24 protein-coding genes and 1 tRNA gene are annotated in these 20,519 nt (G+C 40.0%); 14 read left to right on the top strand and 11 right to left on the bottom strand.

Annotation, left to right across the window (positions count from 1 at the left end; all coding sequences use genetic code 11):
• Positions 1-12 precede the first annotated feature (12 nt).
• Both MB380_RS02855 and MB380_RS02860 read left to right on the top strand, forming a co-directional pair.
• Positions 13-642 (top strand): hypothetical protein, encoded by a 630-nt coding sequence (locus MB380_RS02855; protein WP_253533100.1) that lies wholly within the window; start codon positions 13-15, stop codon positions 640-642.
• A gap of 230 nt (positions 643-872) precedes the next feature.
• The gene (locus MB380_RS02860; protein WP_253533102.1) at positions 873-1,019 is read left to right on the top strand and encodes a hypothetical protein; all 147 of its coding nucleotides are present in this window, start codon (positions 873-875) and stop codon (positions 1,017-1,019) included.
• A gap of 121 nt (positions 1,020-1,140) precedes the next feature.
• Here the strand turns inward: MB380_RS02860 and MB380_RS02865 are convergent, their stop codons facing one another.
• Complete coding sequence (locus tag MB380_RS02865; RefSeq protein ID WP_253533104.1) at positions 1,141-1,422, bottom strand: sulfotransferase domain-containing protein; 282 nt, start codon at positions 1,420-1,422, stop codon at positions 1,141-1,143.
• 124 nt (positions 1,423-1,546) lie between these two features.
• Here MB380_RS02865 and MB380_RS02870 point away from each other — a divergent pair, with 124 nt between their 5' ends.
• Positions 1,547-1,696, top strand: coding sequence for a hypothetical protein (locus MB380_RS02870; RefSeq protein ID WP_253533106.1), 150 nt, complete (start codon positions 1,547-1,549; stop codon positions 1,694-1,696).
• 215 nt (positions 1,697-1,911) lie between these two features.
• Positions 1,912-2,061, top strand: a complete 150-nt coding sequence (locus MB380_RS02875; RefSeq protein ID WP_253533108.1) for a hypothetical protein — start codon at positions 1,912-1,914, stop codon at positions 2,059-2,061.
• 49 nt (positions 2,062-2,110) lie between these two features.
• On the opposite strand, the gene MB380_RS02880 is transcribed toward MB380_RS02875, so the two are convergent.
• Genes MB380_RS02880 through MB380_RS02890 form a run of 3 tightly spaced genes read right to left on the bottom strand, consistent with a single transcriptional unit; the run spans position 2,111 to position 5,034 of the window.
• Positions 2,111-2,938, bottom strand: coding sequence for a sulfotransferase domain-containing protein (locus MB380_RS02880; RefSeq protein WP_253533110.1), 828 nt, complete (start codon positions 2,936-2,938; stop codon positions 2,111-2,113).
• Entirely contained in the window at positions 2,925-3,707 is a 783-nt protein-coding gene (locus MB380_RS02885) for a sulfotransferase (RefSeq protein WP_253533112.1), read from the bottom strand. The genes MB380_RS02880 and MB380_RS02885 overlap by 14 nt, the downstream gene beginning before the upstream one ends.
• Positions 3,691-5,034: a glycosyltransferase gene (locus MB380_RS02890; RefSeq protein ID WP_253533114.1), complete on the bottom strand. Its 1,344-nt coding sequence runs from the start codon at positions 5,032-5,034 to the stop codon at positions 3,691-3,693. Before MB380_RS02890 ends, MB380_RS02885 begins: the two co-directional genes overlap by 17 nt.
• Before the next feature lie 588 nt (positions 5,035-5,622).
• On the opposite strand from MB380_RS02890, the gene cysC reads away from it, so the two are divergent.
• The gene (gene cysC, locus MB380_RS02895) at positions 5,623-6,138 is read left to right on the top strand and encodes an adenylyl-sulfate kinase (protein ID WP_253533115.1); all 516 of its coding nucleotides are present in this window, start codon (positions 5,623-5,625) and stop codon (positions 6,136-6,138) included.
• 6 nt (positions 6,139-6,144) lie between these two features.
• Here cysC and MB380_RS02900 read toward each other — a convergent pair whose 3' ends face one another.
• Both MB380_RS02900 and MB380_RS02905 read right to left on the bottom strand, forming a co-directional pair.
• Positions 6,145-6,810, bottom strand: coding sequence for a DUF4956 domain-containing protein (locus tag MB380_RS02900; RefSeq protein WP_253533117.1), 666 nt, complete (start codon positions 6,808-6,810; stop codon positions 6,145-6,147).
• Positions 6,811-6,877: 67 nt separating this feature from the next.
• Positions 6,878-7,612, bottom strand: coding sequence for a polyphosphate polymerase domain-containing protein (locus MB380_RS02905; protein ID WP_253533119.1), 735 nt, complete (start codon positions 7,610-7,612; stop codon positions 6,878-6,880).
• Between the two features lie 217 nt (positions 7,613-7,829).
• Here MB380_RS02905 and MB380_RS02910 point away from each other — a divergent pair, with 217 nt between their 5' ends.
• Positions 7,830-8,504 (top strand): hypothetical protein, encoded by a 675-nt coding sequence (locus MB380_RS02910; protein WP_253533121.1) that lies wholly within the window; start codon positions 7,830-7,832, stop codon positions 8,502-8,504.
• Positions 8,505-8,887: 383 nt separating this feature from the next.
• Positions 8,888-9,274, top strand: a complete 387-nt coding sequence (locus tag MB380_RS02915; protein ID WP_253533123.1) for a hypothetical protein — start codon at positions 8,888-8,890, stop codon at positions 9,272-9,274.
• Between the two features lie 236 nt (positions 9,275-9,510).
• Here MB380_RS02915 and MB380_RS02920 read toward each other — a convergent pair whose 3' ends face one another.
• The 3 genes from MB380_RS02920 to MB380_RS02930 all read right to left on the bottom strand — a co-directional run bounded on the left by MB380_RS02920 (position 9,511) and on the right by MB380_RS02930 (position 10,836).
• A complete protein-coding gene (locus tag MB380_RS02920; protein WP_253533125.1) occupies positions 9,511-9,951 on the bottom strand; it encodes a VOC family protein in 441 nt (146 codons plus the stop codon).
• 76 nt (positions 9,952-10,027) lie between these two features.
• Positions 10,028-10,519: an SRPBCC domain-containing protein gene (locus MB380_RS02925; RefSeq protein WP_253533127.1), complete on the bottom strand. Its 492-nt coding sequence runs from the start codon at positions 10,517-10,519 to the stop codon at positions 10,028-10,030.
• Positions 10,516-10,836 (bottom strand): helix-turn-helix transcriptional regulator, encoded by a 321-nt coding sequence (locus tag MB380_RS02930; protein WP_253533129.1) that lies wholly within the window; start codon positions 10,834-10,836, stop codon positions 10,516-10,518. The genes MB380_RS02925 and MB380_RS02930 overlap by 4 nt, the downstream gene beginning before the upstream one ends.
• A gap of 616 nt (positions 10,837-11,452) precedes the next feature.
• Here MB380_RS02930 and MB380_RS02935 point away from each other — a divergent pair.
• The 3 genes from MB380_RS02935 (at position 11,453) to MB380_RS02945 (ending at position 15,503) form a co-directional block, all read left to right on the top strand.
• Positions 11,453-11,839, top strand: a complete 387-nt coding sequence (locus tag MB380_RS02935; RefSeq protein ID WP_253533131.1) for a hypothetical protein — start codon at positions 11,453-11,455, stop codon at positions 11,837-11,839.
• A gap of 609 nt (positions 11,840-12,448) precedes the next feature.
• Positions 12,449-13,786 carry a phosphatidylserine decarboxylase family protein gene (locus tag MB380_RS02940; RefSeq protein WP_253533133.1) on the top strand — a complete coding sequence of 446 codons (1,338 nt, stop codon included), beginning with the start codon at positions 12,449-12,451 and terminating at the stop codon, positions 13,784-13,786.
• A 64-nt stretch (positions 13,787-13,850) separates the two neighbouring features.
• Positions 13,851-15,503: a dipeptidase gene (locus MB380_RS02945; protein WP_253533135.1), complete on the top strand. Its 1,653-nt coding sequence runs from the start codon at positions 13,851-13,853 to the stop codon at positions 15,501-15,503.
• A gap of 310 nt (positions 15,504-15,813) precedes the next feature.
• Here the strand turns inward: MB380_RS02945 and MB380_RS02950 are convergent.
• A tRNA-Arg gene (locus MB380_RS02950) sits at positions 15,814-15,885 on the bottom strand.
• 46 nt (positions 15,886-15,931) lie between these two features.
• Positions 15,932-16,510 (bottom strand): thymidine kinase, encoded by a 579-nt coding sequence (locus MB380_RS02955; protein WP_253533137.1) that lies wholly within the window; start codon positions 16,508-16,510, stop codon positions 15,932-15,934.
• Positions 16,511-16,664: 154 nt separating this feature from the next.
• Between MB380_RS02955 and MB380_RS02960 the strand changes: the two genes are divergently transcribed.
• From MB380_RS02960 to MB380_RS02975, 4 genes are read left to right on the top strand one after another with little or no spacing between them, the layout of a single operon-like run.
• On the top strand, positions 16,665-17,885 hold the full coding sequence (locus tag MB380_RS02960; protein ID WP_253533139.1) for a hypothetical protein: 1,221 nt from the start codon (positions 16,665-16,667) through the stop codon (positions 17,883-17,885).
• Positions 17,886-17,936: 51 nt separating this feature from the next.
• The gene (locus MB380_RS02965) at positions 17,937-18,809 is read left to right on the top strand and encodes a hypothetical protein (RefSeq protein WP_253533141.1); all 873 of its coding nucleotides are present in this window, start codon (positions 17,937-17,939) and stop codon (positions 18,807-18,809) included.
• Positions 18,806-19,789 (top strand): 2-hydroxyacid dehydrogenase, encoded by a 984-nt coding sequence (locus tag MB380_RS02970; protein WP_253533143.1) that lies wholly within the window; start codon positions 18,806-18,808, stop codon positions 19,787-19,789. The genes MB380_RS02965 and MB380_RS02970 overlap by 4 nt, the downstream gene beginning before the upstream one ends.
• 58 nt (positions 19,790-19,847) lie before the next feature.
• Complete coding sequence (locus MB380_RS02975; RefSeq protein WP_253533152.1) at positions 19,848-20,519, top strand: DUF2461 domain-containing protein; 672 nt, start codon at positions 19,848-19,850, stop codon at positions 20,517-20,519.

Below are 20,519 nucleotides of genomic sequence, written 5' to 3' on the forward strand. Positions count from 1 at the left end.
AACATTATTGACATGAGCGATTTTAAAGTATTAAAAAATTATATAGCCAGCAGTGCAAGTTTGGTTAGCAACGTGATTGAGTTGTTAATTACTCCTAAGGAATTTGTTGATGAGGCAACGCAGGTGGCTGAAGAAAAAGAGCTACTGGATAATCTCAAGATTCCTGAATACATTACATATGGCTGTACGGCTGTAAAACTGGGTGTAAACGCCGCATATTATTATGACGAGTACTTTGAGCCTGCCACTAAAGTGAAAAACAAAACCGTTAAATGGCTTATTTTTGGCCTGGTGGCTTTGCATGCATTAGGGATAGGCATATCTTTTTATTACCTTTTGAAGCAAAACTCAGCCAGCAAAAAGAAGCTCACTATTGTTTTTTCTAATTATGTGTCTCCGGTGTTAGGTCTAGGTATGGGGGTAGTAAGCATTGTTTTAGCTTATAAATCAGAAAAAACCAACTGGCGCCATAAGACCCAAGCGATATTGGATATGATTACTTATTTGTTGTCGTTCTGGAAGTTTTATCCTGTTAAAAAGGCTTTGATTGCCAGCCCGTATGGATTTTTTATCGTGTTGGGTATTAACAGCGGTAAAGTATTAACTAATACGGCCAAGTTTGCTATCATGCCTGAAGAGTAAGGGTGTAAAGGGTAATGAAATTTTACAGCAGGTTTTAATTTCCGGTGTTTTGTATATAAATTGCGCATCCGATTTATAAGCAGTTTTTCTGAATACAAATTTCTGCTTAGCCTGGGTTTTAACAAAAATGCTGAGAACTTTTTATCTATGTCTGTAACTTTTAAAGTGTCTGTTCTCCTCTGAATATGAGTTCAATTTACTAATCCAAAAACAATAAACTATTTTTAAAAATGGAAGCTGCTAAACAAAAAAGTGATGAATTAGAAGTACAGGAGCAACCCAAAAAGGCCTGGGTTAAGCCCGAAATGAAAAATTTAGATGTTGATAGTGGTTCACCGGCAGGTCGTGAGACTTCTGGATATCGTAATCTTTCCTGATTTCCCTTTTGGGTGATTTTAGATTTACAGAAAGAAGTATCCACCTTTTAAGTTTGCTTGTATATACTTGCCGATTTTTTATTGATTGAGAAAATTTTCTCAATCTGATTTTCTGTTAAATTTATTTTACCCTGATTTGTTTCTCTGGTATGAAAAAATGGCATATTAGGTGCCAGTTTTTCTTTGAAGCCATGCGCTGTCTCCATTTTTTTAAGGACTTGAAATCAGTTATACTGATGGCCAGTGCAATTGCTTCATCAGAAAAATTGAGGCCCAAGAAATTAATCATTTCTTTAAATGCCTTATTCGGGTTCAGTTTCATTTCTTCGTACTTTACAAAATGCACCGGTAGCATTTTTTGTTTATGCCAGCTGTAAGAGTGTTCATCCCAGGTTCTAATCACACGAGGCCGACTATTGTTTTTTCTAACTATGTATCGCCTGTGTCAGATTTGGGCCTGGCAAGTATTGTTTTGATCTATAAATCAGAAAAGACCAAAGAGTCATAGAACACAAACTATACTGGATATGATTACTTATTTGTTGTCGTTCCGGAAGTTTTATCCTGTTAAAAAGGCTTTGATTGCCAGCCCGTATGGATTTTTTATCGTGTTGGGTATTAACAGCGGTAAAGTATTAACCAATACGGCCAAGTTTGCTATCATGCCTGAAGAGTAAAGCGGTAGAGGCCTTTAAATTTACCGCACGTTATAATTTCCGGCTTTTTATTATTAACTTGAGAATAAGATTTAAAAGCAGTTTTTCTGGGTAGCCTGGGTTTTAACAAAAATGCTGAGAACTTTTTTATCTATGTCTGTATCTTTTAAGGTGTCTTTTCTCCCCTGAATATGAGTTCAATTTACTAATCCAAAAACAATAAACTACCTTAATGAATGGAAGCTACTAAACACAAAAATGAAGAACAAAATCCACAGAAACAACCCCAAAAGGCCTGGGTTAAGCCCGAAATGAAAATATTAGATGTTGATGGTGGACCTAATCCTCTGAACATTGAAGTTAATGGGTATGTCCATCCCTCCTGATATTTAAAAAAGGGTTTTATTTTACTGTTCCGTAAGATAAAGTCCTTTCCTAAATAACATCGTACTTCTTAGCTGCTTTATTGTTTATTGAGTAGATTTTCTCAATTTGATTTCTGGTTAGTTTTTTTTTACCCTGATTTACTTCTCCGGTATGAAAAAATGGCACATTAGGTACCAGTTTTTCTTTGAAGCCATGCGCTGTCTCCATTTTTTTTAGGGAGTTGAAATCAGTTTTATTGATGGCCTGTGCAATTGCTTCATCAGAAAAATCGAGGCCTAAGAAATTAATCATTTCTTTAAATGCCTTATTCGGGTTCAGTTTCATTTCTTCGTACTTTACAAAATGCACCGGTAGCATTGCTTGGTTAAACCAGCTGTAAAAGTGCTCTTCCCAGGTTCCAATCACCCGGGGAAAGTAATTGTCCATATATATTGTTGATCCTGATTTACAGATATATCGGTCAATTATTTCATCCGGACTGATACCCAGATACCTTGAAAAAGACAGCGTTACATCTAAAGGGTCTCTCATGATATAAATAACGGCCGTCGGGTGTTGTGTATGAAAAACCGGCAAGTTGTCATGAACTGAATAAGAGAACTGGTCATGAATTTTTTGCAAATAGGGTGCCTTTCTGGTTTGTACATAGAAATTTAAAAATTTTCTACGCAATGCTTCTAATTCAAAATCATTGAATGTAGATATGTCTCTTTGCACCAGTTTCTGCAGAAGGGTTTTATTGGCATAAAGTTCATCAAAGTCAAGACTATTGATATTGAAATCCTCATTTTTCAGAAGGGCTGTAAAGAAACTCCTCACCCAGGTGTTGCCTGATTTGGGATAAGAGGCCAGCCACACTAATTTATATTTTGTCATTTTTCCAATCGGTGCAATTCCAGTTTAGAAGTTTTTCTACTTTTTCAATTTCTTCTTTATATATGTCATTTAATAAATTAAGTGAAAAGCCATCTATTTCTTCTTTATAATGAATATGGTGAACTTTTTTTTCTTCAAATTTATAATTGTCCCCGTTTACACCTAAAAAATCAAATATCCTAAGCAGGTGCTGGTATTGATTATCTCTGAAATCTTCATATTTTAATATAAGAACCTGCTGAGAAGGGAAATAATCAAAAATATGCCTTATTTGTTTACTATAAAATCCACGTCTGATATAGTCATCCTCCGGCATTTGGTTAAATTTGATATCGAAGTTCATTCTCAAAATCTCTGCTTTCAGGCAGTTTGCGAACGTACTATTACCTATCTCTTTTTTCTGGAGTCTCATGTTCCAGTGCGAATATGCCCGTTCTACAGGATTTCTCAATATCATAATGATTTTAATAGCAGGATTATACTGATGTATTAACGGAATACAGCGTTCCAGATAACAATAACGAGGAGTTATCTCTCCTCTTATGCCGGGGGTAGTCCAATCAAAGTTTTGATGGTAATTGCTATAATTTATTCTGCTTTCTTCCTCAAAGTCAATATTTAGATTGCTGAAATAATGTAACTCTTTGTATTTAGACATCAATATATCCGGATGCTTATTTAAATAATAATACAAAGCAGTGGTGCCTGCTTTCTGAACACCGATACCTATAAAATCTATTCTTTTGTTTAGGTTATATTCCGATTTCATTCAATTTATTGATTATATAATCATCAGTGTATTTTTCTTTTAATCTGTTTGCAAAAGCCGATACTGTGTTCTTGAAAGAATTATGTACCAGTAAATAGTTTATTTGTAGAGCAATACGTTCTGCAGATGCTTCCAAGTCAGATTTCAACCCTAACCTGTAAAAAACTACCCTGGCTGCATTTCCGTTCTGGTCCCATTCATTATTCAGCGGAAAAACAATCATAGGGGTTTTACTGTAGATGCTTTCAAAAATAGAGTTACTTCCACCGTGTGTTATAAATATATCAGCATATTTTAATATATGAAGCTGAGGCGCAAAGTTTAATGCCAATAAGTTTTTAACACCAATATTTGAATACTTCTGTTTTTGCAAATCCTCACCAAAACTGATAATAAAGAACAGATGGGCATTGGCTGTTGCTATTTGCATAATTTTATCAATAAAACTGGCTCTTGCGCTGTTTTCAGTCAAATGAATGTCTGTTACGGTGCCTAACGAGCAATAAACAATGCGGTTTTGTTCACTGGCTTTTGCCAATGTAAGAAACTGCAGCACTTCTTCAGTTACAAACTCTCTTCTTTCTGATGCAACGCCGGGTGATAAATGTGTTTGCCAGGGCAAAGGAGAAACATCCGGGAAGTCGAACTCAGTAGCATAGAAGAGTATTTCGGGTATATTTGTAAATGAAGTCGTAAATAATTTTTTATAGTTGATTGTGTACATAGAAGGTATTTGCTCTGCCCTCATAATTTTTTCAAGCCGGCTTTCAAAATTTTTGCCCATATAGAGGCACTTTTTATAATACCGTTTCATGCTTAGGTAGAAGAGTACCCATTTCCATAGGTAGTTGCCCATGCTATCAGGGAAAGCATAGTAATTACCCGGCGGGCTTTTCTTATTGTAGTACATACCCATTTTGCCATGCAGAATAAATACTCTCAAAGATGGTTTAAGGCTGTAAAGCGCGATAAAATCTAAGGAGCAGAATTCGTCAAGAAAAACCACATCCGGGTTTAGTTCCTCTATTAGTTTCTTCAGATCTGCTTTTCTTCGGTGGTAGGCGTCTTCCAGATAATTGTTTCGCATGGTAACCAACCATTTACTCAATCTACTTTTATTTTCAGGAGCCAAACTGTACCTGTTTACCGCAATAGTTTCCAGAAGGTATAACTTGAAATTATTCTTTAATGTAAACCTCACAAGCTGCTTGCTTCCTGCATAAAATACCTTATATCCATGCTTTCCCAAAGCATTGGCCATAGTGATAGTTGGGTTCAGGTGGCCAAAAAGCATTGGCATAATAAAAACGGCTTTACGCTCGGGCATGGCAGGTATTTATTTTTGCAAAAAAATCAACAAATAAATTTTGTTCTGTGATGGTGCGCAACAATAAATGGGCATACTTTATTAACCTCATTCCTCTGTCTATGCTATCAAGCCGGCAAATAGGTGCTGATTAGTCAATTAAACCGCTTTGGCGTGTATCCGGTGTATGTATGAAAGTACAGGTAAGCCAGCAGAACATCTTCTTTATAACACGTGGCCATAATGCCATACTTAAATGATGCTAAACCTTGGCTAACGGGGTTATCTTTGGTGGTGAGTAAGTTGGTGGTTTATTCAAGTTTCACACTTCCAAAAGATAAACTTGTAATTTTTTTATACAACTGCAGGAATCCGGCGTGGAAACGGATTTCATAACAACTTTTGCTTAATTGTTAAGTTTTATTAGAGCATTCCTTCTGAAAAGAAATACCATGATTGAAAAAGTATTGCCTGTTGTGCTTCTGAAACAAAAGTAGAGAATTCTTTTTAAATGGGATAGATGCCACTGGAAAATTATATAAATTTGCAGCTCTTTTTTGTGTTATAAATCTTTTATTCCGAAAGGTCAAAAACAAGTGTTTTAGTAATATGGTGTCTCAAAAAGCAGCTGTGATATGGTTAACTGGTTTAAGTGGTGCAGGAAAAACTACTATTGCCAGAGAACTGATTGAAATGTTTCATAGGAACAATCTAAATCCGGTTTTACTGGATGGTGACGAGATACGTTCTGCCATTGAGCAGGCGGGCTTTGATGAAGCCTCAAGAAAAGTTCATAACCTGCGCATCGGGCGGCTTGCCGCTTTATTTGAGCAGCAGGGGCATCCGGTGATAGTATCTATGATTTCTCCTTATGATGATATCAGGCAAAGTGTAAGAGCTTTATGCCAAAGGTTTGTAGAGGTATTTGTTAATACGCCATTAGAGACTTGCATTGAAAGAGACCCAAAAGGGCTATATAAAAAGGCAATCAGCAAGCAGATTGACAATTTTACCGGTATATCGGCTCCGTATGATATACCCCTGAAACCCGAGATAGAACTTGACACAACCCAAAGCAGCGTGGCAGAATGTGCCTCAGCTATCTGGCAGCTTTACAAGTCTTAAGCCGGCTTAGTCATCGCTGCTGCTGCCATAAGCCGCACTTTTGTTTTCGTTCTCGTTTGAGTAATAAAAGGCGTGCACACGGGCCACGTCTCTCAGAAAATCAACATGCAGAATTTCAACTCTGTGTATAGGTAAACCTATTCTTTTTCTTAGGTCCTCTATCATTTCTTCGCGCCGCGCGGGTACCACCAGGTCTATTTTCTCGTAGCGCACTTCTCTGAAATTCTCATGCTTGATATTCAGCCCGTGTTCAAGACCGAAAGTAACACCAACCAGAAGAATATCAGCAATGATTAATTCATAATTGCCCGAACCCAGCGGGGTCAGCGCATTGATAATGCCTACGGCCACACAAACAAAGAAGTAGCCCATTTCGCGCACCGGCACGGTAACTGTTCGATAACGGATGATTGAAAAAATAGCGAATAAACCAAATGCAAAGCCCATCTTTAGCTTTGTGGCGCTTAGTAAAAAACATATCAGGAAGTTAACTACATTAAACAGGAAAAAAGTAAAAACAAAGTCTTTGTTTTTATAACGGTTATAATAAATTCCCCGAACAAGCAACAGAATTACGGTCATATTCAGCAGAAAGCGCATGCCAAATTCAAAAACAAAGCTATTGCCCAAAAACTGATTTATTGTTCGGCTGGTACCTTCAAATTCTTCCATGTATTGTTTTTTTAAAATAAGTGAGCTGGTAATATTGGGTGTTAAGGTTACTGAAACCTGCCAGTTATCAGGGCTTTAAGATTTTGTTCAGCTTTAATAACAGGGGTTTAAACGAGTTACTTTTGACGTTTCCGAGTGTGGCAATTCCAACTGAGTATTTGCTGAAATTAGATGAACTGATGTAACGGCATCTGAGGCTCTGAACGATGGGGCTAATAACCGAGTTTTTGTCTTGCTTTACCTCAGCTATAACCAGTTTCTGATACGCACTGCTGCTGCCGGCTTTGCGGAAGGCCAGGTTCAGGTCGAAGGTCAGTCTTTCCGAAAAATCTTTACTTACTAAAGTGATGCGGTCAAAGTATATCCAGAGCTGATGTTGTAATTGCTCAGGTGCAATGGCAAGCCTCTTACAAAGCGTGTAGTCTGTGGCTTGAAGGGTATCGTTCACACAACTGCGTTCTTCGCGGTATTTTATGGTACGGCTATTGCCGGTTTTATTTTTTACTTCAAAAAATGTAAGACCTGTGTCTGTATAGCGTCGAAACCGTACTTTCATGCGGTTAGGCTTTCCGTTATGGTGTTGGTAATAGAGTTGGTAATCGGGGGTGTCAAAATACAAAGATTCATAGCGGTGCTGCCTGTTCCGGTTAATCTCAAGTATGTTGTAATACGGCTCAATTTCTTTCAGAATTGCAGGCAGTTCACTTTCATGAAAAATGTACTTGCTGTCTATCCGGTTAAGTAGTTTTACAGCCTCCATGTCGGTTAACGAAATACCCTTAAATGTTTGAAGCTCAGTCATTTTGATGCAATTACTTAAAAAGCCTATTAAAGTACATATATTTTTTGTAATCAAAAACAGTTATCGGCCGGTGAGGTTGAATAATTGCCAGATAGATGCAAAAATCTGGTAATAGGTTGCATTTCAAGGTCTGGTAAACTAATTTGGAGAAGATTCTTTGCCTTGCCCGTGTTCCGGGCGAAACCGATAAGTTAAATACTAAACATTGCTAGCATAAATGGAAAATCTGCCATTATACATACCTTTGGTTATGGGTCTTAGTACCTTTTATTGTGTTTATTTTTTAGCAAAGGCTGCTCCGGCATATTCTGTCAGTATTTTACTTGTAGCGTTTTCATGGCTGATTTTGCATTCTTTTCTGTCAGTAAATGGCTTCTATACCCATACCCAGGCAACGCCTCCGCGATTTCTACTGGCAGTTTTGCCACCTTTATTGTTGATACTTTTGGTTTTCTCTACCAAAAAGGGAAGAAGTTTGATAGACCAGCTGGACATGAAATCGTTAATTTTGTTGCATGTGGCTCGTGTTCCGGTTGAAATGGTTTTATTCTGGTTGTTTCTTTACAAGCAAGTGCCTTTGATTATGACATTTGAAGGGCAGAATTTTGATGTTTTTTCGGGTATAACGGCCTTAGTTGTTTATTATTTAGCCTACGTTAAGCAGCGTATTGGCACAGGTATATTGTTGATGTGGAATTTTATTTGCCTTATTTTACTGATAAACGTTGTTTCTACCGCTGTTTTGTCAGCGCCTTTTTCGTTCCAGCAGTTTGCGTTTGAGCAGCCCAATGTGGCTGTCTTGCATTTTCCGTTTGTGTGGTTACCTGCCTGCGTTGTACCCATTGTGCTTTTTTCTCATCTGGCTATGATACGCAGGTTGATGAATGAATAATTGTTACCCGGGCAAACGCCTTTAGACACACACAAATCAGTTTTTACACTGAGCCGTTATTCTCAGGCGCCTTTAGACGCTACAACTCATAACCGGGCAGCTGTTTCTGGCAGCCAATGCCACCAATTCTTCAAAAAAACAGGGCTAAATGGTATTTAGCGTTTTACACTATTGTTTTGCGTTGTACCGAAATGCAAATCAGGTATTTTTACTTATCGGAATCCGTATTTTTACTCTAAAAATATTTTTAGAATTAAGTAAAATTTGCCGCATAAAAAAAGTTATTAGGAGCAAACTCACGTTTCTCTCAATTTCTGATTTACAGGCGGTCTCTGAAAAGCCTTTCAAACAGAGTAAGAACAAACACCTAAATATTTAACACTATGGCACGCGTAACATTACAAGCTCTTGGAAAAGAAAAAGGGAAATTTTTAAGCCACGCAAACAATTCAGTATCTCTAACAGACGGAATTCATGGAGAAGGAGAAGTTTTTGTAATTCAAAAACTGCCAAAAGACCGTGTGGCCATTGCCTGCGTTGGCGCAGAGATTGGTAAATACCTTAGTCACGCCTCTGGCGAGGTTACACTGAAAGAAGGTATAATGGGTGAGGGAGAAGAGTGGGTGATGGTAGAACACGAATTACCTAATGTTTCTTTCAACTGCGCAGGTAAAGAGAATAACAAAACGTTAAGCCATGCAAATGGTAAGGTGGGGCTTCAGGATGGTTATAAGGGAGAAGGAGAACTGTGGTCAAAATCAAGCATTTAAAATTTTTAGTCAGGAATAAAATAGAAAGGCCTGGATGTTTCGGCATTCAGGCTTTTTCAATTTTTACATAAAGTGCGGGGCGTGGCAAATAAAAAACGCGTATGCCATTTTTAACGATTTGAAAAAACTAAACCGATTCTAATAGCGTAACCCAGCTTTATTGTATTTATAAGCGTTTAAACTTCTTTTGCAGGTTAATATTTAGTTTACATTAACCCCGGTTTTATGCAAGAAGGTTATGCCTGCGCCACATAATTTGGGTCAAATTCCACAATCCATTCAATACCATATTTGTCTCTGAACATACCCGCATAGGTTCCCCAGGGGCCTTGGTCAATAGGGCCTTCAATATTTCCCCCAGCCGATAAACCGTTAAATAGCAGGTCGGCCTCTTCGCGGCTTTCAGCATTCACCACTATTTTCGACCTGTTTTCGTTTTCGTTTACCCTACCCATAAACTCAGGAACATCATTGCCTATTAAAGCACTGTATTTACCTAAAGGCAAGGCAATTTGCATTATTTTTTTAGCTTCATTTTCAGCTACCTGAAATTCGTCGCTTGCTAAATCGCCGAAGCGGATTATTCTCGAAAATTCGCCGCCAAAAACTGATTTGTAAAAGGTAAAAGCTTCTTCAGCATTGCCGTTGAAGTTAATCCAGGTGTTAATTGTTCTCATAATTTTTATTGTTAAAATTTGTTTCTAATTGGTTAAATACCCTCTCTTTTGCATTGAGTATATGAAAAGCGGGGGTCTACGATAAAGCCTCCAGGAGTTCTTCCAGGTTTCTGAGGGTCATGGTGAAACCAATTTTGAAGCCCTCTAACAATTTCTCTAAACGCTCAAACGATTCATTATATATGGTTATATCAACTCTGGTAATACCATTTTGCTCGCTAAAGTTGTAGTCCCAATCAGAGCCCGGCAATTCCCGGTTTTCATCCTTATCGGCAAACGTGTTATACATCTTAAAATTGGTTATCGGGGTAATAGACGTAAATTCCTGCACAGCCCAGCGCTCCTGCCCGTCCGGGCTAATCATTGCATAAAACCGGCGTCCGCCTACCTTAAAATCCATATACTTGGTTTGCGCGCGCATGGGTGCCGGAGCCCCCCATTGGTCAAGTAGTTCGGCTTTTGTAAAGGCATCCCATACCAGCAATTGCCGCGCATTAAATTCCCGGCTGATGTAAACAGTTTTTGCAGTTTTGTCTACATTAAAATCAAATAGCAAGTCGTTGTTCATTCTTCTTTCGTTTTAATAGTTGATAATAGTTGGTCAAGCTGGTTAAATTGGGTTTCCCAGTTTTGTCTGAACTGGGCTAGCCAGTGGTCAAATTCCTGCATCTTTTTAGCATTAAAATGGTAGTAAATTTCCCGGCCGCTTTGCTCTGGTTTAACCAGGTCGCATTCGTGCAATACCTTAATGTGTTTCGAGACTGCCTGTCGGGTCATATCAAACTTTTGGGCTATAACATTGGGTGTTAGTGCCTGAATAGCCAGTAATGTCAAAATCGCTCTGCGTGTGGGGTCGGCAATGGCCTGAAATATATCTTGTTTCATTCTTTATTTTAATTGTGCAACTCTCAGGTTGCAAATATATGTGCAACTTTTGGGTTGCGCAAATTATTTTGCCTTTATTTGTCGGGTAAGGGTTTATAAACCTGCCAATGCAGCTATATAGGGTAGTCGGCAAAGCCATGTTTTTTCATCCGCGGTTCGTATACTGATAGGCGTAATTATATTTGGATGGTTTCATTACAGACAGGAGCCGCTGATGCCGGCATTTGAAGGGCAAGAGATTTACCAATTTTATTGGTACATGCGCAACCACCCTGCGCTGCCTTGCCTGGATTACAGATATTTTAATATTCATACCGGTTCATAGCCCATGGTTTGGCAAAATTTAATGGGAATCTTGTTTTAGTAGGTAAATCTACTCAGAACCCTCGCTAGCGCATATATGGTTCTGTACTGCGTAAATGTACCGTATTGGTAATCAGGTAGTTTTACTTTATGGAATCGGGGTTTCTACTCTATAAATAATCTAAGAAATAGTTGAACTTTGTTGTGTAATCTTAAATGTGCGATACCAATTGGTCAATTGTCATTTTGGGTTGCAGGCGGGTACTGAAAAGCCTCATAAAAGAGTAGGGATAACAATTAACAATTTAACATAATGGCAACTATTACATTAGGAGCTCTTGGAGCAGAAACTGGTAAATTCCTTAGTCACGCATTTGACAAAGTATGGCTTCAGAACGGTGTTCAGGGAGAAGGTGAAGTGTTTATTCTACAACAATTGCCCAACCAACGCGTGGCACTTGCCTGTCTGGGCGCTGAAACCGGAAAATTTCTTAGCCATGCCTTTGGTAATGTAGGGTTACAGAATGGTATTCAGGGCGAAGGCGAAGAGTGGATCATGATAGATCATGGTTCAGGAAATGTTTCTTTCAACTGCGCTGGCGCTGAGGTAGGCAAAACATTAAGCCACGCATTTGACAAAGTATGGCTTCAGGACGGCTATCAGGGATTGGGTGAACTATGGGCTATGGCCAACGTATAACCCTGTTAATTTGTCAGGAAACAGTAAAGAGGCTGTTTGAAAGAGTTCTATAATACCATATTTATGTGGCCTTAGTACTTTATTAGACAGCCTCCCCTTAACGATTAATTTAATGGTTTTTCAAAGACCTGATTTCTTTTTTGATTTTGGAGGGAAAGCATTTTCCGAATGCCTCTGCTGCCGGGTAAAACCACAGTTGAGATAGATTGAGCTTGCACTCAAATAAGCTCCTGATTGTATATATCTATTTGCAGATAATCAGATAGTTACAATGTACTTCAGGTACAATAAGACTACCGTTCGCCATGTTAAAACAAAGTTCTTTTCTACAGGCATTATTGCATTTTAAAACGATTCTGCTTTAGGTATGATGGTTGGTTTAGTATTCCAGATGGGGTAAAAAGTAATCAACACTCAACCATAAACTGCGGATACATAAATTAGAATTGTATCCTTTGCATTCAGTCTGTTTTTATGCTCAAGCACTGCATTTTCCTGTTAAAAAACGTAAAATACTACAATAGCTAGTGGAAACCAGCTACCACTTTAAAAAAGCGGGGCAAAACCGAAAAGCCAAATGAGTAGGATAACCTTTTAAACAATACTTCTATGTTACCGCAATCTTACGTTCCATTTAATATTCAAAGTGGTTGGATACCCAACCCAGACAGAGAATCATTCCGGATATTTTTTGAATCGGTTCTTAATACAAAACCAAAAAACCTGGCACCTAGTATTAAAGCTCTAAAAAAGCTGATTGAAGGCGATGAGGTGCTGACTTATCTGGCAAACAATGCTTTTCAACAAAATGATAACATTATTCATGCGCATCAGTCAACTAAGGAAGCGCCTATTCCTCGAATTCCTGATTTGGAAACCCTGCTGAATGCCTTTAATACTATTCTTAGCCTTGCGCCTCAATTCATTAACAATGATTTAGTTGGCCTTCCGTTTTCAGCTATCGTAGTTGGAATTGACGCTACCCTTGGGGGCAGTACCATGTTCCGCATTCCAAAGTTCAATGAAAAAATGAAAGCTATTCTGGAAGAATGGGGGAAATTTCTTGTTACACCTGCCTCTGCTGTAGGCTTCAGTAAAGAAAATGAGCAATGGCTTTCACCTGCCGCTAAAAAGCAATATGATTTTCCGTTATGGAAAAAAGATTCTCAAACTTTGCCTTACTGGAAATCCTGGGATTCATTCTTTACGCGTGATTTCCTTGATCCAAAAAAATCCAGACCGATTGCAAGCCCAAATACCAATCAGGTAGTTATTTGCCCAAATGATGGTTCACTGTTTTGCTGGCAACCGAAAGTTCAGAAAAGAGATGTGTTCTGGCTCAAAGGTATGCCGTATTCGTTGAACGATATTTTCAGTTCGCCTGATCGCCGCCAAAATGAAATTATCAAGTCGTACAAATTAGACGAGATGTTTGAAAATGGGTATGTGTTTCAGACTTACCTTAATCCATACAATTTCCATCGTTGGTGGATACCAGTAAATGGCAAGGTACTTTTTGACCCCATTGTTATTCCCGGTTGCTTTTTTAGCAAATTGGTACTGCCCGATTATGGAGGCGCAACAACAGCGTCTACTCCGTATCTGGCCGAAGTTAATGCGAAGGGTCTGATTGTATTTGAAACTGAAGACTATGGAAATGTTTGCTGTATACCATTGGGTATGAGTGAGGTGTCAAGTGTTGTTTTTGACAAACAACTAAAAAAGGGAGCTCATGTGACAAAGGGCCAGGAAATGGGAATGTTCCATTATGGTGGGTCGTCTTTTGTGGTCATTTATCAAAATCTACCCGACAAGCAATTGATATTTATGGACAGCGATGGGAATCCTTACCCTCAGCAGCCACCTCCGCCCGGCAGTAGCGCTGGCGCCAGCAATTATGGCACTAACATTGGCTCACAAATAGGGCAATGGTATTGTAAATGCTGAAAATATCGAAGATGGTGAGTTCTCTGAAATCATAGATCAAACTGAAAAAATTATGTGTACAACAATGATTATTACCCCCGGAGCTACAGCCGACGGCTCGATGATTGTAACGCATTCTGACGACAACGAACTTTCAGATCAGCGTTTCATCTATGTTCCGGCTATGAATCATGCACCGGGTAGCATGCGCGGTATAGTTGCTGGCATCAACGACGGGTACCCACGTCTTGTTAGCAAAGAGCGAGGCCCGGGGTATAATTTGAATGACTGGCCGGAAACCCCGATTATAGGTCAAATACCTCAGATAGAGCATACCTACGCTTACTTTGATGGGAGTTACGGAATCATGAATGAACATAATCTGATGTTTGGCGAGTGTACAAATGGGGCCAAATTCATGCCGCCCAACCCCATAACGAAAGAACAAGCAGAAAAAAGTGGCGACCATTGTCGTTTGTTTTACAGTGCTGAGCTATCTCGTATTGCTTTGGAGCGGTGCAAATTAGCTAGAGAGGCAGTAGAATTAATGGGGGCTCTTATTGATGAATATGGCTATTTCTCGACCGGAGAAACTTTGCTTGTAGCTGATGAAAAAGAAGCCTGGGTGTTTGAAATGTGCGCTTTACCAGATAATGAATACCATTCTGCCTGGATAGCACAGCGGGTACCTGATGGCACTATTTTCGTGGCTGCAAATGAATTTCGAATCCGGGAAATCAGACCAGATTCAGAAGATCAGCTATTCTCAAATCGTTTGCTGCCCGGCCTCAGAAAGGTTGGTTGGGCTTCAGAAACCGGAACGGTAGATTGGTTGGTTGCTATAAGTGACGGAGAATACAATCATCCTTATTATTCGCTGCGGAGGGTATGGCGCGTCTTTGACCGGGTTAATCCTGACCTTGGATTAAGCCCCTGGGTAAATGATGGTTATACCACAGACTATCCGTTTAGCATTCAGCCAAAAAAGCAATTGGAGGTAAGAGAAGTATTTGCCTTATACCGTGATCATTATGAAGGTACCCAATTTGATATGACAAAGGGTATTGCAGCCGGGCCTTATGGAGACCCGACGCGTTTCTTTGGCCCCTATGACGGCACCAGTTATGATATAGGAAACCATAAATTATATGGCGCCTGGGAACGTCCCATCTCTGTATTCTATCAGGGTTATACCTATGTACTCCAAACCCGACCAGATGCCCCGCAACTTACAAAAGGTATATGCTGGTTTGGGCCAGATGTTTCTTATACTACCTGTTTTGTGCCGTTTCCGAGCAAAGTAGAACAACTACCTACCACGTATCAAATTGGCGACCCTCAGCAATTTAGTCGTGATGCGGCCTGGTGGAGCTTTGATTTTGTTGCTAACTGGGCCAGGCTCAATTTTCAGAGAATGTGTCAGGTAGACATCCAGCCTTTGCAATTGAAATTGGAGAATCAGCAAGTAGAACTTCTTAAATATTGGGATGAAATATTTCAATCAAGCGCTTCTAGCCAGGAACTAACCGAATTATGCAAAGCCAATGCAAATGAAATAGTTAAGGAATGGTGGGCGCTTGCAGATACTTTGATTGCCAAATACTCCGACGGGTATATCAACCCCAAACCAAGCCGCCCGCAAAATGAAGGCGCTATCGGGATTGGATATCCATCACCCTGGTTGGGGTTAACCAATTATCAGGCTGGCCCCATCAGCTACAATATGGATATGCGGTAGTATTGCCAGGATAGATTGGAGTTGCATAAGTTGAGAACCAAGAGCCGAACTTTATACCAATAGAAAGGTCATTTAAGCTGGGATTTAATTGAACCTGCACGAATGACTTGGAAGATTGGCGCAAGAAACGAGCCGCTGTTATAAGAAATGGTGTAGCGAAATTTCTGGAGTTTCTTTGAAATCAGCTACCAATCAGGCGATGTTTTATTTGTCGAAAAATGACAGATAATCGAATAATTATAAAAATAGCCAGTAAATCTTTGATTTCGCTGGCTATTTTCGTTAAATCAGGTTTTATAGAAATAAAAAGTGTTCCCGAAGGGATTCGAACCCCCATCATCAGAACCGGAATCTGACATTCTATCCATTGAACTACGGGAACTTTCAACCGGATTGCAAAAATACAAAAATCTTTCTTTATTTACTATTTAAGGATTTAAATGATAACAACGCCGGCAGCGGGCCTCATAACTGTCAGATTCCCCCAACAAAACCTGCTGCGGGTCGGCTACTTTTCTGTATGAATAATGGGCAATATCGCCGCATACCACACAAATGGCATGTACCTTGGTTACATATTCTGCAATGGCCATCAGGTTCGGCATCGGGCCGAAGGGCACCCCTTTCGAATCCATATCTAAACCGGCTACAATCACTCTTTTGCCTTGTTCGGCCAGTAAATTCACAATATCTACAATGCCTTCATCAAAAAACTGAGCTTCGTCAAGCCCCACTACTTCACAATCGCTGGCTATTAATAGTATTTCTCCCGAAGTATTAACCGGTGTAGACCGAATGCTGGTCTGATTATGCGATACAATATCAGAATCATGATACCGGATATCAATGGCTGGTTTAAAAATTTCAACCCTTTGCCTGGCAATTTTAGCACGGTTCAACCTCCTGATCAGCTCTTCGGTTTTTCCTGAAAACATAGAGCCGCAGATTACCTCTACCCAGCCTGCTTTCTGCCCTTGTATCCTGCCTCTTTTTGGTTCAATAAACATTATTTAATTTATTTTTTCGTTCTTAGTAAAACTGGCAAAAAACTTGCAGTAATTTTACAGTTGGATAACAAAAAATAGTTTTCTGCAAAATTCCGGGCTGTTTTAAACCTGGCAGCACCTTAACTATTTTAATACAAAACAAACAAATTTCAGAATGTCTAACAAATTGAATTTGTCCGCCGTCGAACGGTACAGTAAGGCTTATGCCGCACAATTGTGCAATGATTTTTTTGCTCAGAATAAAGTTATTACTGGCAAGCAGATTCTTTCATTAAGTAGTATTCAGCAGGTAAATCTGCTCACTATAAAAGCATTATATGAGAAATGGCAGGCAGACACCGAAAGAATGCGAAGCCCCTTCTTTGATTTCAATGCGCCGGAAGTAGAACAGGCATTAAAGAATTTTATGAATGTTGTTTCGCAGTTTATATCTGTGAAAAAAGAACATTTTGAACCCATGCTGGCACAAGCAGTGGCCGAAACACTGGTGTTGATTCTTGAGCCGCAAACGTTTTTTAAAGAACTGATGCGCAATCTGCCCGATTTCAGATTTACTCATCAGAGTGTTTCAGGTGTGGTTAAGTATATTCAGATAAATAAAGAGATACTGCCACAATTGTTAGAAAAACTCAACGGCAGCGAGTTTGTGTTTGCTAATCAGGCCATGGCCTGGATAGATGAAATGCCTTTGCAGGTGGAAAGCCCTGAGCCTTATCTGGCGTTATTTGCCGGAAAAGTTCCTGTGCCTGCCGAGCTCACTTCTTCTAATGATGAAAAAGCGCCAGACCATCAAAATACGGATGCTATCGCTTCATTTTTTGAAGCCGAATTGAACAAACCAGTTATTGAACAGAAGATTGAGACCCCGATACCTGAAGCAGCTCCTGTTTTTCAGGAGGTTGAATCTTATGCTCCGCAGGCCGAGCCTGCAAGAGTTGTGGCCGCAGAAACCGTGCCCCCACCCATATTTGAACAAAAATTGGGAGCCGTTATCTCAAAAATGAGTGATTCTTATGAAAAAACAGTAGCGAAAGATACAGAAGAGGTAAGGCTGAATGAAAAGCTGGGCACAGAAAGAAAAAGTCTTAACGACCAGGCCAAGGCTAACCGTACCATACTTGACCACCACCAGCATAACCGGATTGAGGGTATCAACGCTGCCATTTCGCTCAACCAGCGGTTTTTGTTTACCAATAACCTTTTTGGTGGTAATATTCAGACATTCTCAAACGCACTTGATGAAATTGAATTATGCAAGGATTTCAGCGAAGCCAAAGAACTGATTCTTAAAAAGTATGTTCCGCGCTACCTGTGGGACATCAAAAGCGCAGAGGCCGAAGAATTTATTGATATAGTGAAGCGCAGGTTCAATTAATGCTTTGAATTGTGCCGTTAACCCTGTATTTTGCTCCAAAATTTTAACGCTTTGGCTAAAATTGGAGAAAAGTACAGGGTTTTTCTTTGTTCGCAGATAAGCCTTATTCTCATATCCCTAATCACGCTGTTCAGAACTTCTCAATGCAATGCATCAGGCGAGCCTTTTCCTATAGGCGCCAGAAGCTGGGGCATGGCCAATGCTGTTACAGCCGTTGCCGACAAACAATCTGTTTTTAATAATCCGGCCGGGCTGGCTTTTCTTGCCCACCATTTTATCAGTACAGCTTACCATAGCCGGTATAATATGGCAGGGCTGCAGACATTTGCTTTGGGAGGCAATTTTTCGGCCAAATGGGCCAAAGCAGGACTTGACGTAGAGCGGTTTGGCGATAAACTTTACAACGAACAAAAATTAGGGTTGTCGCTGGCCAAAAGCACCGGCAGGGTAGCGCTGGGCCTGAAAGTATCCTACCTGCAGGCCGCTATCGAAAATTTTGCTGTTAAACAAACATTTCTTACCCAGTTTGGGGTAATGGCTAAATTGAGCTCTACGGTTAATATGGGCTTTCATGCGTATAATTTAACCGGGGCAAGGCTCTTTCTTTCGCAACGAATTCCTACGGTTTTACGGTTTGGGTTTTCTTACCAGCCGGGTAAACAATTGCTGTTGGTGAGCGAGGCAGAAAAAGATATTGTTTTGCCATTGGTTTATAAAGCAGGGCTTGAGTATCAACTGGTTAAAAACTTTTATATCCGTTCGGGTATTACTTCGCGTATCAATAATGTGCATTTCGGTTTTGGTTTTCAGTCAAAACAGTTTATTTTTGATTACGCCGCCAGTAATCATTCTTTATTAGGGTTTTCTCATCACCTATCGTTGGCCTATCAGCTTAAAAGTATCAAACAAAACTTATCAGAATGAAAATAGCATTTTTTAGTACCAAGCCTTACGACAAAGATTCGTTTGAGCGATACAATAGTGTGCATCAGATTGAATTCTATGAGGTGGCTTTGAACGAACATTCTGTGCGTCTGGCTGAAGGTTCAGAGGCCGTTTGTGTGTTTGTAAACGACCATCTGAATGCCACGGTTATCAGTAAACTTAAAAAACTGGGTATTAAACTGGTTGCCCTCAGATGCGCCGGCTTTAATAATGTAGATTTGCAGGCCGCGGCTCATGAGGGCGTCAGGATTGTGAGGGTGCCGGCCTACTCGCCCTATGCAGTGGCAGAACACGCACTGGCATTGGTAATGACCCTGAACCGCAAAACCCATAAGGCATATAACCGGGTTAGAGAAGGAAACTTCTCTTTAGAAAAACTGACCGGATTTGACTTATACCGTAAAACCGTTGGGGTAGTAGGTACGGGTAAAATTGGTGGGGTTTTTGCCCGTATTATGCTCGGGCTGGGTTGTAAAGTACTGGCCTACGACCAACACAATGATGTGGAGCTGATAACCGCCGGAGTAACTTATGTGCCTTTTGATGAGCTTCTGGCAGAGGCAGATATCCTTTCGTTACATTGCCCCCTGCTGGATACCACGCGACATCTGATTAACGAGGGTTCGCTGGCAAAAATGAAAAGAGGTATGATGCTCATTAATACCAGCCGGGGCGGGTTGATAGACACCCATGCCGTGGTTGAAGCGCTGAAAAATAAAATTATTGGCTACCTGGGCATTGATGTGTATGAACAGGAAGAGAATATTTTCTTCAACGATTTGTCGGAACAGATACTGCAAGATGACACGCTGGCACGCCTCATGACCTTCCCGAATGTGATTATTACTTCGCACCAGGGGTTTCTTACAGAAGAGGCCCTTACCCAGATTGCATTGGTTACCCTGCAAAATATAAGCGATTTTGAGCACCAAAAGCCATTGGCAAACGAAGTGAAATAGCCGGGAACTTTTACTTGCCGGATATTGATTTTATAGCTAAACTCAATACTTAACAGATATGATTCAGCCTCAGACTATTCAGTTTTTAGCAGACTTAAAAGAGAATAATAACAAGCCCTGGTTTGATGCCAACCGTAAAACCTACGAAACAGCCAAGCAGAACTTTATTGAGGTTGTAGATTTACTCATTAAAGGTTTAGGAAAGTTTGATAAAAGTATTGCAGAGACGGATTTGAAAGCTAAAGACTGCGTTTTCAGAATTAACCGTGATGTACGGTTTTCAAAAGATAAGTCGCCCTATAAAACTAATTTCGGTGCATGGTTTACAGCCGGTGGCAAAAAATCTGGCGGTGCAGGTTATTATCTGCATATTGATGCCAATGAGTGTTTTTTTGCCGGGGGTATCTGGATGCCCGAAAACAATGAGTTAAAAAAGATTCGTGACGAAATTGATTACAACTTTGAAGAAATAAAAGGCATTACCGAAGCCCCGGATTTTAAAAAGTATTTCCCTGCAGGCCTGGACAGAGAAGCGGCTACTGTCCGCCCGCCGAAAGGATACGATGAGTCTAACCCGGCCATTGAGTTGCTGAAACTGAAAAGCTTTACGGTTTCAGATACTTTTGAGGTAGCTGAGGCGCTCAAAAAAGACTTTGTGCCGGCTGTTCTGCAAGGTTTTGAGGCTATCTACCCCTTTATTGTTTTTCTGAACAGAGCCATTAAAGGATAA

Origin of the sequence: Emticicia sp. 21SJ11W-3, from assembly GCF_024138715.1 — a bacterium.
GTDB lineage: Bacteria > Bacteroidota > Bacteroidia > Cytophagales > Spirosomataceae > Emticicia > Emticicia fluvialis.